The organism is Brevibacillus sp. RS1.1 (assembly GCF_013284365.1).
Taxonomy (GTDB): domain Bacteria; phylum Bacillota; class Bacilli; order Brevibacillales; family Brevibacillaceae; genus Brevibacillus; species Brevibacillus brevis_D.
Window position 1 is genome coordinate 594150 of record NZ_JABSVA010000003.1, and the last position, 14141, is coordinate 608290.

General features: G+C 47.7%; 10 protein-coding genes. All 10 read right to left on the minus strand.

Going from position 1 to position 14141, the window contains the following annotated elements:
• Positions 1–70 precede the first annotated feature (70 nt).
• Entirely contained in the window at positions 71–1270 is a 1200-nt protein-coding gene (locus HP570_RS13245) for a DUF3866 family protein (RefSeq protein ID WP_173626024.1), read from the minus strand.
• Between the two features lie 145 nt (positions 1271–1415).
• Entirely contained in the window at positions 1416–2537 is a 1122-nt protein-coding gene (locus HP570_RS13250; protein ID WP_012686067.1) for a M20/M25/M40 family metallo-hydrolase, read from the minus strand.
• 91 nt (positions 2538–2628) lie between these two features.
• Entirely contained in the window at positions 2629–3045 is a 417-nt protein-coding gene (gene mce, locus HP570_RS13255; protein ID WP_012686066.1) for a methylmalonyl-CoA epimerase, read from the minus strand.
• A 328-nt stretch (positions 3046–3373) separates the two neighbouring features.
• A complete protein-coding gene (locus HP570_RS13260) occupies positions 3374–5527 on the minus strand; it encodes a copper amine oxidase N-terminal domain-containing protein (RefSeq protein WP_173626025.1) in 2154 nt (717 codons plus the stop codon).
• Between the two features lie 240 nt (positions 5528–5767).
• Complete coding sequence (locus HP570_RS13265) at positions 5768–7105, minus strand: dihydrolipoamide acetyltransferase family protein (protein WP_217364619.1); 1338 nt, start codon at positions 7103–7105, stop codon at positions 5768–5770.
• Between the two features lie 20 nt (positions 7106–7125).
• The gene (locus HP570_RS13270) at positions 7126–8109 is read right to left on the minus strand and encodes an alpha-ketoacid dehydrogenase subunit beta (protein ID WP_007720847.1); all 984 of its coding nucleotides are present in this window, start codon (positions 8107–8109) and stop codon (positions 7126–7128) included.
• Positions 8110–8122: 13 nt separating this feature from the next.
• Positions 8123–9115: a thiamine pyrophosphate-dependent dehydrogenase E1 component subunit alpha gene (locus HP570_RS13275; RefSeq protein WP_012686063.1), complete on the minus strand. Its 993-nt coding sequence runs from the start codon at positions 9113–9115 to the stop codon at positions 8123–8125.
• A gap of 18 nt (positions 9116–9133) precedes the next feature.
• Positions 9134–10555, minus strand: coding sequence for a dihydrolipoyl dehydrogenase (gene lpdA, locus HP570_RS13280; RefSeq protein ID WP_173626026.1), 1422 nt, complete (start codon positions 10553–10555; stop codon positions 9134–9136).
• Positions 10556–10692: 137 nt separating this feature from the next.
• Positions 10693–11784, minus strand: a complete 1092-nt coding sequence (locus HP570_RS13285) for a Glu/Leu/Phe/Val dehydrogenase dimerization domain-containing protein (protein ID WP_012686061.1) — start codon at positions 11782–11784, stop codon at positions 10693–10695.
• Between the two features lie 234 nt (positions 11785–12018).
• Entirely contained in the window at positions 12019–14088 is a 2070-nt protein-coding gene (locus HP570_RS13290) for a sigma 54-interacting transcriptional regulator (protein WP_173626027.1), read from the minus strand.
• Positions 14089–14141 lie beyond the last annotated feature (53 nt).

The window sequence follows — 14141 nt, forward strand, 5'->3', positions numbered from 1 at the left end:
CGGAGGAGATCATGAATGAAAACATATGTTAGCGAAAAGCAATTGCGTATGGTAGGGAAAGCTTGGGAGATCAAGGCTGCGCTTCGTTCCTGGTCAAATAAAGACGCAACCCTTCAAGAGTACTTGCTGAGACGGGCAACTGCGGGACGTCGTTAACGGTTTGGACGATATAGCCCAGACTGTTTCCTACAAAATCGGCTGCCATCCATGCCGTTTGAAAAGGCGCAGGGTCCTCTTGCCAATTCCGCCCCATTGTAGAAAAGGACAAGCCATATCCCTTTTCCAGTGATGCCAGTTCTGACAGGTCTGGGACTTTTCCCTTGATGAAAATGTGCTTCTCCCCAACTTCTATTGTCTTCATTTGCCGCGAAAGGATTTCATCTCTTTCATCCCCGAAAATCGGGATTGTAACCAGAGCAGGGCAAAGAGCAAATCTGTTTATGATCGATATGGTATGGTGACTGACACCGTAATGTCTGGGACGTTGGTCCCCAAAGCTGATTCTGGGAATAAAAAAGGGTGTTCCTCCAAGAGTGCATACAGCATGAATGACCTCAGCTAACTGAATTCCCGAGAAGCCATAAGATGTACCCGTACCTACTACCCCAGGTCCAAGCATACAAATAATGATATCGGCATGCTCTACATGGTGTGCTGCCAATAAGCCACTATGAATCGTCAAAGACTCACGATCTCCGCCCCACGCATGACCAGTCGTCACTGTCGCATCCAAACCCCCGATTGCTTTTAATCGATGGACGTGCTGGCTCAAGGCAATCGGCAAAGATGCGCCGTCCGGCATCACATATACGATACGGGCATTTGGATTTTTTTTACGCAAGGCAAGGACAGCAACAGGTAGAAGACTGTGCAGCTCGCTGATCAAAACAGGGGTACCTTCCAAGGATAAGTCTTCTTGCAGAAACAAATGGTGGTAAGGACTAGCCTGTTCTTCTACCGAATCAACCGCGAACTGCCATGGCGAATAGCGCATTTTCATGACATGCCCCCACTCATTCGGAAGGACATCCGTTTCCTCTGGTTGTGTGACCTTTCCTACGACAAAGTGATACCCGCCTGTCCCCAATTCAAGGCGAACAGCAGTTGTATTAATCAAAAGTAAATCGCCACTTTTATAATCCTCCTGCAAAAAAGACAGCACTCTCTCCATTTTGAATCCGGCAACCGATTCTGTCCGGACTTCGAGTAGCTGCATCCCTTTTTGCTTTTCCAGAACTTTTTGGACCGTCCCTACCACCAAACGGAGCACTCAGCCTCCCCCTTTCATTCCTGCCTCGTCCCCCGAGCTTTCTATTCAGTCTATGATGAACAGTGGTTGTCTCAATCATGCAAACAAGTAAACGAACGAACAAAAAGGCCGGAACCCCTCGCAAGGAGATTCCGACCTCTTTAGGTTACTCTTGTACTTCTGCAATAACAGCAAGCACTAGCTCAGCCGCTTTGTTCAATTCAGCGATTGGCATGCGCTCGTTTTTTGTATGGATTTCTTCATAGCCAATGGCAAAGTTTACGCTTGGCACGTTGTAGCCATTAAATACGTTACCGTCGCTTCCGCCACCACTTGCAACCAGCTCAGGATTGCGGTCTACACGTTTAACCGCCGCAATCGCTTTTTGTACAACTGGCGTTTCTTCGTTGAATTTGTAGCCGTGGTACATAAAAATAACCTCATTTTCGCAAGTCGCACCCATCTCAGCTGCCACTTCTTCAAATGCTGTCGTCATTTTCTTCACTTGCGCTTCCAACTTGTCCATTACCAAGCTGCGAGCCTCGGACCAAATTTCCACATAATCCGTTACGATATTGTACGCTTTTCCACCTTCAAAGCGACCGATGTTTGCTGTTGTGTCTGCATCGATACGGCCCAACGGCATACGGGAAATAGCTTTACTAGCAACCGTTATAGCACTGATGCCATCCTCTGGATTCACACCTGCATGCGCTGCTTTGCCGTGGATTTTGGTTACGATGCGGTATTGACCAGCACCAGCTACTGTAATTTTTCCAACTGGACCTTCCGAATCGAGGATGAAGCCCATCTCTGCCTTCAGCAGGCTGGAATCCATTGCGCGGGAACCAACAAGTCCGGACTCTTCTCCCACAGTCAATACAACTTGGATCGTTGGATGTGGCAGGTTTTGCTCTTTCAAGCTGCGAATACCTTCAAAGATCGCCGCGATTCCTGCTTTGTCATCTGCACCGAGGATCGTTGTTCCATCAGAATAAATGTAGCCATCGCGAATTTGAGGCTTGATTCCGTTTCCTGGTACGACCGTGTCCATATGGCTGCTAAACAAGATCGTTGGACCTTTTCCAGTTCCCTCCAACGTTGCGATCAGATTGTTGGCACCATGTCCGGTTTTCGCTGCTGCGTCATCCTCTTCTACGGTAAAGCCCATCTCAATCAGCTTTTCTTTGAGCACCTTGTTGATCTCTGCTTCGTTCTTCGTTTCACTGTCAATCTGGACGAGCTCCAAAAATTCATTTAACAAACGCTCTTGGTTGATCGTACTCACACTCGTTACCTCCTGATTGTACTGCCCGATTTTGGTACATATTCACAAGTTCCAGTATACCGCAAAAAAATTTTTTCTACTACGTAAACGCCTATGATTCTTTCGGATATTGGCACAGCTCATACAAAACGCCATTTGCTGCCTTCGGATGCAAAAATCCAATCAACGCATCATGCGCACCCGCTTTGGGGATCTCGTGAATAAGGGGTACACCTTGCTCTTTTAATGTGGCTAACCGAGCCGTAACGTCATCTACATCAAAAGCAATGTGGTGGATGCCTTCGCCCCGCTTTTCCATAAATTTTGCTATCGGACTCTCATCACTCAACGGCTCTAGTAATTCAATATGACTTTCGCCGATCTTTAAAAATGCCACCTGTACTTGTTCGCTCTCTACGATTTCGGTTCCAACCAACTCCAATCCCAATTGCTCGGTATAAAAGGGAAGCGTCTTATCCAAGCTTTTTACCGCAATGCCAATATGGGCAATTTTTTTCGGTGCGCTCATGAATCATCATCCTTTTGTAAGTGGTTGTCTCATTGGCTGCAATTCGGTACAATTTCAGCATGGGCAAAAAAAGAAAGCCAATGATATCCTTTTCTTCATTCTAGCACAGCCACTTACAGAATCACCTGATAATTTCCTCTACATTGAAAGGAGGTTTGATTAGAATGAGACACCAATCGCTCTTTGCCAAAATCCTGATCGGCATTCTAATACTCTCACTCATCGTTCCCACGTTTTTTTACTTTCAATAAACGAGTGATGAAAACAATGAAAAACCCCTTTCCGACCGAAAAGCGGAAAGGGGTTTTTCTTTTGTCCCAGCTCGTTTTTATTTATAAACGTATACGCTGGAAGTTTTCGCATCCCAGCCAACTTTGTAACCAAGATTATCCGTTACTGTGCGGATTGGAATCATTGGCATGCCGTTTTTGAGGACAACAGGTGTTGGCAGTTGAATATCTGTTTTCCCTACTTTTGCTGTTTTCGACCCAACTGTAAACTTCACGACTTTGGTTCCACTGATAACAGCAACACTTGAATTGTTCCATTGCGTAGTCAGTGCCAGTGCTTCTTTAAAGAATTGAGCTGGAACCATGGTCGTATTTCCATCAATGTAAGGAGCTACAGAGAGAGGATACGTTTTTCCATGCAGGGTGAAGTTTGCTGCATTCACTTTAAAGGCAGCCGAGTTCATTGGAATAGTAGTCGATGGTTGTTGCGGCTGTTGTGGTGTTGTCGTTACAGGCTTTGTTTGAGCCGGGGTAGGCATTCCTACACCAACAATACGAGAAAACAACAAACCTCTTTCTTCGGACGTAAATACGCTAATGCTATATGTGTTTTTCACAGCAGGGTTTACGATGTTCGCTGCTGGATTGATCACGATATTAGCGTTTGTTGCCGCAGGAATATCCTGAGACGGATAAATCAGAACGTTTTGTCCACGAACTGCAACGAAATTCGCACCTACACCATTCACAGAGATGTTAGCTGGCGCGATATAAGCCGGTACCTTGTAGCCCACTGGGAATACGATCTCGATGAAATCACGCTGCTTTTGCAGACCAACACCCATTCCTTTGATTGCTACATTTACACCCGTCTGCTTGCCAAGTGCATTTTGTGTCAATGCGATGGTTGCGGTGCTATTGTTAATACCAGTATTTGGTGTAGGTACTGGAGTTGTTGGGTTAGTAGGCGTCGGATTGGTTGGCGTCGGAGTCACCGAAGAGCCACCGATGCTGAAGGATTTGGATTCCAAAGTTCTTCCGGAAACAGTAGCCTTCAACGTGTAGCTGCCAGCCGTTTTTGGATTCGAAATCCACGCTCCGTAAGTCACTTCAACCTTCACTTTGCTAGTCGCTTTGAAGCCTGTTGGTGCAACCAAGGCGACTCTGTTTCCGACTGCAGTTGCTTTTCTCGCTGCTTTCCCGTTGATCAAGAAGTCGGATGCTGTCAAAATGCCCGGTACCATATCCGACGACGGGAACTCAAGAATCAGTTCTCCATCTTCTTTCAACTCTTTGCTGCCGAAGTCAGCATCAAACGTGTAACTAGTGCGAGCTCCTACTCCTGGATCAGACAGATTAACCGTAAAGCTGTCGGAAGCGTTTGAGCTGGAGCCGTTTTTCGTAATTTCGAATGTATCTGACTCATATGTCGTACCATCGTATTTCACTTTGATAACATATTTGTCACCGGAACTTGGATTCTCAATGCCAGCAGCTTTGTCAAATTCCAACGTAATGTAATCATCTGAGTCTGCTCCACTCGGAATCTTGATATCTACCGAGCTACCGCTAACACTAACGGATTTCGCTTTCGTACCGTTTACCTTTACATCGTCTTCATCAATGCTCGAAGGCAGCATGCCTTTCTCTGGGAAAGTGACGGTAATGGTGGAGTTCGTCTCCAGCTCATCTTTACCCTTCAGAGAAATTTTGCCGAGCTTGAGGCTTACTTTATCGCCTGCTGCTTTGCTGCTCAGCGTAACGCTGTAATCGTTTTTAGACTTGCTACTGCTGCTGGAGCTGCTTTTTTTGATCTCAACTTCGTCTGTGTCAGAGCTCTCATTTTCGGTTTCTACTTTTACATCATATGTACCTTTATCATCAGGATTGGTGATCCCGCTTTTAATGGTAAATGAGATTTTATCTCCTTCATCAAAATCCTCATCTACCGTGATAATCACTTCATTGTCATCGACTTCGACTTTTTTGACATCTATTCCGGAAATATCTTTCTTACTGATCTTTTTATCCACATCGAAATCATCGTCGAACTCAACCGTGATGGTATCTCCACTCGACAGGTCTTCTTCAAGCGTGAATTTAATATCATAGTCACTTTCTTTACCGGCACCATCGTTGTCAGCTGATACATCCAATTTTTCAATAGCATATGCTTGCGGTACTGCAACAAAAGGTGTAGCGGCCAGCGCTGATGCCAGCACTATTGGTAGTGCTTTTTTACTTTTCTCCATGTTTTTCCTCCCATAATTACCGTTAATCTGGAAAACCCTCTAGCATGACGCTACCAGTCTACCACAAATGCTATCAGGTGGGAATCATTTCTATGTCATTTATGAGACTTCCTGGCTCCAATTGTTAAGACGAAGATGACTCGGAAAAAGTTACATACGAAATGATCCATTTGGAAAATTTTTTTGGTGATTCTTTTATCAAAAAAACCAGGTCTTTGCTTGACCTGGTTTTTCGACACTCTAGTACAGCTTGGTATCCGGTCCTACATTCTCAAGCTTTTGTTTCACACTCTGCAGGAATCGCCCGCAAACCAGACCATCCAGCACGCGGTGATCCAAGGACATGCACAGATTAACCATAGAACGCACTGCGATCATGTCGTTAATGACGACAGGGCGTTTCACAATGGATTCGACACTAAGAATCGCAGCTTGCGGAGCATTGATAATCGGCTGGGACAAAACAGAGCCAAAGGAGCCTGTGTTGTTAACCGTAAAGGTCCCGCCTGTCATGTCATCCATCGTCAATTTCCCTGCACGGGTGCGTGCTGCCAGATCATCGACTGCCTTCGCAATGCCAAGAATTGATTTTTGGTCAGCATGCTTGATGACAGGAACATAGAGAGCCTCTTCCGTAGCTACTGCGATGGAGATGTTGATGTCCTTTTTCACAATGATTTTGTCATGTGCCCATGTGGAATTGATCATCGGGAACTCTTTCAACGCTTCTACAACCGCTTTGATAAAGAACGGCAGGAACGTGAGGTTGAGTCCTTCTTTTCTCGCAAATTCGCCTTTTGCCTGATTACGGAAGTTAACGAGATTGGTCACATCTACTTCGACCATCGTCCAAGCGTGTGGAGCTTCATGCTTGCTCTGTACCATCCGGTTTGCAATCGTACGACGAATCGACGTTACAGGTACAACTTGATCACCACTTGCAACCGGAATATCTACGGAAACAGCCGAAGTCGTAGCTGGTGCTACCGGTGCAGGTGTTGAAACGACAGTAGCTTGTTCAACCGCTGCTACAGGAGCCTGCGCGACTGTTTCCTTTACTGTCTCAGCTGGCTTTTGGCCGCCCGCGTCGATAATCGCTTGGACATCTTTGCGGGTAATGCGACCGCCTGCTCCAGTCCCTACAACGCGGGACAAATCAATGCCATGTTGCTGTGAGAGCATGACAACAGCAGGTGAATAACGTTGTTTTGGCCCATCGACGACTGGTGCTTGTTGAATGGATACAGCGGGTGTAGCTGCCTTTGGCTGCTCGGTTGCAGGCGTTTGTGGAGCCGGAGTTTCCGTCGTGCTAGCAGGCGCTGCAGTTCCACCTTCTGCACCACTTTCTTCTATATAGAGGATCAATGTGCCGACAGCGACTGTCTCGCCTTCTGGCACAACGATCTCCGTAACGCGTCCTGAAACGGTAGAAGGAACCTCTGCGTTTACTTTATCCGTCGTTACCTCAGCCAGTGAATCGTATTTCTTGACTGTGTCTCCTACATTGACCAACCATTTGCTGATGGTGCCCTCGGTCACGCTCTCTCCGAGTTGGGGCATTAGTACTTTCGTTGCCATGATCCTTGGTCCTCCTCGCCTTAAAAGTTGGCCAGCTCGCGCATTGCTTCCAATACTTTTTCCGGGTTCAGCATAAAGTATTTTTCCATCGGCGGGCTGTATGGCATAGCTGGTACATCTGGACCACAAAGACGTTTAATCGGTGCATCTAAATCGAACAGGCAATGCTCCGCTACAATAGCAGCTACCTCGCCGCCTACGCCGCCTTCTTTGTTGTCCTCGTGTACGATCAATACTTTGCCTGTCTTCGAAGCCGCTTCTACGATCGCTTCTTTGTCCAACGGATACAGTGTGCGCAAATCGAGAACATGGGCGCTGATGCCTTCTTGTGCAAGCTTTTCCGCAGCTTGCAGAGCGAAGTGCAGAGTCAAGCCGTAGGAGATCACTGTGATGTCTGTCCCCTCTCGCTTGACGTCCGCTTTGCCAATCGGCAGAACGTAGTCGTCCTCAGGCACTTCGCCCTTGATCAAACGATAGCAGCGCTTGTGCTCGAAAAAGAGTACCGGATCTTCATCGCGAATGGCTGCTTTCAGAAGACCTTTTGCATCATAAGGTGTCGAAGGTGCTACTACTTTCAAACCAGGAGTGTTCGTGAACATCGCTTCCACAGATTGTGAGTGGTATAATGCACCGTGAACCCCGCCACCGAATGGGGCACGAATCGTGATCGGGCAATGCCAGTCGTTGTTCGAACGATAGCGCATTTTCGCCGCCTCACTGACAATTTGGTTCACAGCTGGCATGATGAAGTCCGCAAACTGAATTTCTGCGATTGGGCGCATACCATAAGCGGCCGCACCAATCCCTACACCGACAATTGCGGATTCAGCCAGTGGCGTATCAATCACGCGCTCCTCGCCAAACTCTTCAATCAATCCGTTTGTCGCACGGAAAACCCCACCGCGAACGCCAACGTCTTCTCCGAGGATAAACACGTTGGAATCACGACGCATTTCTTCACGCATCGCCATTGTAATTGCATCAATAAAAGAAATGACTGCCATAAAAGATCCCCCCTTATTCCCCGTATACGTATGTCATAGTCGATTCTGGTGTTGGATATGGCGCGTTTTCTGCATATTCAGTGGCTTCATCCACTTCTAGTTGTACGCGAGCAAGCATATCTGCTTCCTTATGTTCATCCAAGAGTCCGATCTCTCTCAAATACTCAGCGAAAACAATCAACGGGTCCTTTTTCTTCGCTTCTTCCACTTCTTCTCTCGTACGATACACACGATCGTCATCGTCGCTAGAGTGCGGAACTAGGCGATACATAACGGCTTCGATTAGCGTCGGCCCTTGACCACTGCGGGCACGTTCAACCGCTTCTTTCATGACACGATATACTTCAATCGGATCGTTTCCGTCCACACTGACTCCCGGGAATCCGTAACCGATCGCACGGTCTGCTACACTTTCACAAGCCAACTGCTTTTTCAGTGGTACAGAGATCGCGTATTTGTTGTTTTCGCAGAAAAAGATAACCGGGAGCTTATGGACACCCGCAAAGTTCGCACCTTCGTGGAAGTCTCCCTGGTTGCTGGAGCCTTCTCCGAACGAAGCATACACAACAAAATCTTCTTGCTTCATTCTACCCGCCAAAGCCATACCGACTGCGTGTGGGACTTGGGTCGTCACAGGGCTTGAACCCGTCAAAATATTGTACTTCTTGCCACCGAAGTGACCTGGCATCTGTCTACCACCGCTATTCGGATCTTCTGCTTTCGCAAAAGCGGACAACATACAATCACGGGCTGTTTGGCCAAAGACCAGCACCAAACCAAGATCGCGATAGTACGGGCACAAGAAATCTCTGTCTTTCTCCATGGCAAAAGCGGCTCCCACCTGAGCTGCTTCCTGACCCTGGCAGGAAATCACGAACGGTACTTTGCCCGCACGATTCAACAGCCATTGGCGCTCGTCAATTTTTCTGGCCAATAGCATGTAATAATACATGTCAAGGACTTGCGCATCGGTCAATCCCACTTGCTCATGTCGCTTGGTTGTCATCGTTACATACCCTCCTTGCTAATTGTGTATCGCTTTTCCGTCGACAGCCTGAGCTGCCTCCATGATTGCTTCGGATAAAGATGGATGCGGGTGAATCGTCTGACCGATCTCCCACGGAGTCGCATCCAGTACACGGGCCAAGCCCGCTTCAGAAATCATATCTGTCACATGTGTACCGATCATGTGAACCCCTAACAAATCATTCGTCTTGGCATCAACGACCAACTTCACAAAGCCGTCATTCTCACCGTGAATCAGCGCTTTGCCCAGCGGCTTAAAGCTGAACTTGCCGATTTTCACATCGTAGCCTTGCTCTTTTGCTTCTTTTTCAGTGAGTCCGACATTTGCGACTTCAGGTCGGCTATACGTACATTTCGGAACCTTGGTGTAATCCATCGGGTGCGGGTTTTGTCCAGCCATGTGCTCTACCGCAAGTATTCCTTCATGCGAAGCAACATGCGCCAATTGCAGACCACCAATAACATCGCCAATCGCATAAATATGGGACTCTGCAGTCTGGAAAAATTCATTAACCACGACTACTCCGCGCTCGACTTTGATTTCTGTTGCTTCCAAACCGATGTTTTCTACATTCGCTTGGCGTCCTACTGATACGAGTACCTTTTCAGCTTCAAAGGTTTGGACTCCATCCTTGACTTCCGCCTGAATAGAGACTCTGCCTTCCCCTTTTTCCAACGATTCAGGCAGTACCTTTGCTCCCGTCACGATGTTGACTTTCCGCTTTTTCAAAAGACGAGCCAATTCCTTGCTCACTTCTTCATCCTCAAACGGCAATATACGGTCGGCGTACTCCACAACAGTCACTTCTACCCCGAAATCATTGAGCATGGAAGCCCACTCAATCCCGATGACACCGCCACCAACGATGACAACAGAAGCAGGCAATTGCTCCCACTGCAATGCTTCATCGCTAGTTACCACATAAGCTCCGTCGATGACCAAACCTGGAAGTGTGCGTGGACGTGAACCCGTTGCTAGCATTAGGAATCGTGGAACGATCATTTCTTGGTCCCCGTTTTCCTTTTCAATGCGCACAGCACCTGCCTGCGGAGAAAAAATGGAAGGCCCCATCACTCTTCCAAAGCCTTCAAAGACAGTAATGCTGCCTTTTTTCATCAAGTATTGAATCCCTTTATGAAGTTGGTCGATAATGCCCTGCTTACGCTCTTGTATTTTTGTGAAGTCATAGCCTACTGCACCTGCCGAGACTCCGTATTTGTCAGCTTCCTTCAGGGTGGAGAATACTTCTGCACTGCGCAATAGCGCTTTGGATGGGATGCAACCACGGTGTAAGCAAGTACCACCGAGCTTTTCTTTTTCCACGATTGCTACCTTCATTCCCAATTGGGAAGCGCGGATTGCCGCTACATAACCGCCGGTACCTCCCCCGAGGACGACTAAATCAAACTCTTGAGACACCACGATCTCTCCTTTCATTCGGAAAGCTAACCTGCGTATTAACGAGAATATGAATATTCAAAGAAAATCGTTTATGTATTCCTGACCGCCCTCCATCGAAGAGCGGACAGGAGTATGAACTTACTAGAGAAACGAGATTAGCGCTTGTAAACAGTCTTGCCGTTTTGCAGGAAAGTATTACGTGATCTTGCAACACTTGCAATGCGTTCTTCTGCCATGCGGTCAGCAGCTTTGTAGGAAGCCATGCCATCACGTTCAGCGATTTCGTAAATTTTCAGGATGTTGTCATAGATCGTTTCTACTTTTTTCAGTGCACGCTCGCGGTTATAGCCTTGCAGCTCATCTGCCACATTGATTACACCACCAGCATTGATCACGTAGTCAGGTGCGTAGATCAGACCCATTTCGTGAATTTGGTCGCCGTGTTTCTCTTCTTTCAGCTGGTTGTTGGCTGCCCCTGCAATCACTTTTGCTTTGAAGAGCGGAATCGTGTCATCGTTGATGATCGCACCCAATGCGCAAGGAGAGAAGATATCGCACTCTACGCCAAAGATCTCGTTAACGCCAACGGCTTTCGCACCGAAATCGTTCACTGCACGATCTACGTTTTCTTGATTGATATCCGTTACGATCAAATGCGCGCCTTCTTCATGCAGATGACGGCACAGATTATACGCTACGTTTCCTACACCTTGTACAGCAATCACTCGTCCGGAGAGAGAGTCGGAACCAAACGCCAATTTAGCAGCAGCTTTCATTCCACGGTAGACACCGTAAGCTGTTACAGGGGATGGATTGCCACTGGAACCGAATGCAGGAGAAACTCCTGTTACGAAATCTGTTTCCAAGTGGATCATATCCATGTCTGCAACCGTTGTTCCTACATCCTCAGCTGTGATGTAACGGCCATTCAGACCTTGAATATAGCGACCGAAAGCACGGAACAGCTCTTCGCTCTTATGCTCGCGTGGATCACCGATGATGACTGCTTTACCACCACCGATGTTCAGTCCTGCTGCTGCGTTTTTGTAAGTCATCCCACGACCAAGGCGCAGTACGTCTACAATCGCCTCTTCTTCTGTTTTATACGGCCACATGCGCGTACCACCGAGTGCTGGTCCTAATGTCGTATCATGAATGCAAATGATTGCTTTCAAACCGGAATTTTCGTCTTGGCAAAATACCAATTGCTCGTAATCGTACTTTTGCATGTAGTCAAAGATGTTCACTGAAGAAACCTCCCTAGTATCTTTCGTTTTCCGCTTAGGTAAGCTGGCGTAACAGTGGGCTCCATTTGGAGAATTTCCCGACAAGAGGTATATGCAAAAGTCATGCCAACAAAACCAAACTTATGAAAGCGCTTTATTTACAAGGACGCGGAATGAGTGTCCCTACGTCAAGTCTGCATTTTTTTGCATATACGCGCAAAGATTTGCGTGCAATATTTTGCATAGTCTCTTTTCTTACTTTTCCTGCACATCCATGATGCCCAATTTTTCCATCTTGTAGTACAAGCTGCGAATCGCGATTCCGAGGCGTTTGGCTGCAAGGGTGCGATTTCCTTTGGCTGCTGCCAGTTCCCGCAATATGTGCTGACGTTCTGCCTTTTCCACCGCTTCTTTTAACGTGGTGCCCGTGGAACCCTCCTGCGGGACCTCTTCCTTTTTGGTCGAGACGATTCTTCTTTCCAGTGGAGGTAAATGCTCGGGCATAATGATTCGCTCGTTAATCCTCATATGAATCATCGCCCTGCCCAGTACATTCTCTAGCTCGCGTACATTGCCTGGCCAGTGATAGGACAGAAGCATTTGCAATGTTTCTTCATGCAGCTCCTCTACATTTCTTCCGTACTCCAGATTGGCTTTTCGTAGCAGATGCATAGCAATCGGCTTAATATCTTCCAAGCGCTGTCGGAGTGGAGGGATATGAATCGGTACGACGTGGAGACGATAGTACAGGTCTTCACGGAAACGTCCCGCTCCAATCGCAGCCTCCAAATTCACATGGGTAGCCGCAATGACGCGAACATCGATGTTGATCGGCTTCGTTCCACCGACTCGCACAACCTCTCGCTCTTGCAGAACGCGCAAAAGCATGACCTGCATGCTCATGGATAGCTCGCCGATCTCGTCCAAAAAGATGGTTCCGCCGCTCGCTTCCTCAAACAGCCCCCGCTTTCCTCCTCGACGGGCACCTGTAAACGCTCCTTCCTCGTAACCGAAAAGCTCACTCTCCAAGAGGCTCTCTGAGATCGCTGCACAATTAACCCGAATAAATTGGTTGTATTTTCGTTCACTTTCATTATGTATGGCGTGGGCAAACAGTTCTTTCCCCGTTCCCGATTCCCCACGAAGAAGGACAGTTGCTGGTGTGGACGCCGCCTTTTTGGCTTGCTCGATCGCTTGCTGCATGGACTCGCTATAGCCGATGATGTCTGCAAAGCTATATTTTGCCTCCAGATTGCGGATGATACGTCGAGCGCTCTCCAGCTCTTCTGTCAGGCGCTTGAATTCGGAGACATCGTGAATGACGCCAACGCTTCCTATCATCTCCCCATCGACGACAACCGGTGCAACATTGACCACGACGTCCTTGCGCTTTGGTCCCAATTTCATAGGGACGCCTCTCACTGCCTTCTTCGTTTTCAGGACTTGCATGTGCATACTATCGCCTTCAGAAATGTCTACCGTCGCTGGTTTTCCGATAATGTCTTCTTGCGAAAAACCCGTAAGCCTCGTGTAGGCCGGGTTGATCAAAAGCCCATTCCCGTATTGGTCAACGACTGATATCGCTTCGTCCGATGATTGAATAATCGCTTGCAGCATGCTCTGCAAATCCTTCAAGTTCGTCACTTCTTCTGCCAACGCCATGATTTCTGTAATATCACGGAAAATGGCAACAGCTCCGACAACTTCCCCACGATCGTTGCGAACGGGCACGCGGTTTGTAATAATCCGCGTCTGGTTCGGCAATACCTGCTCTTGATTCAATTCGGGAGAGCCTGTCTTTAATACGATATGTAACCGAGTGTTCGGTATACGCTCCGAAACTTTTGTATCCAGCACTTCACTCGCCTCGATGCCCATCAATCGCTCTGCGGCTTTGTTGAACAACGTAATAATTCCTTGGCGATTGACCCCGATAATCGCATCATGCGTGGAGTTCAGCATCGTTTCCCGCTCCCGCTGATTTTGCATCAAGACTGCAATCAGCTTATCGCGTTCCCGAATCAATTTCATGACGATTCTCGTAAACGTTCCCGGGATGAGCACCGTCTTATCTTTCTTTAATCGCCTGAGATGCTCATACTCCCCCAGGTCCCCTGTAGCTTCTAAAATGACATCCAGATCCTCATCCAAATAAGGCTGATAATCCTGATCGACAGGAATCCCCAATGATTGAGCGAGCAGTATGCCTGGGGCGTCAGGCCGCTGATCAACAACAGCAACGACTTGTAATCGGTCCATCTGGTTTAGCATCCGCAGGAGTGCTGTTCCACCACGTCCCGCACCAACGATGAGCAGCTTGTGCATGCGAGAGATCCCTCACTTTTTGAACAACCTCTTTACGATCCTACTGTTTACGA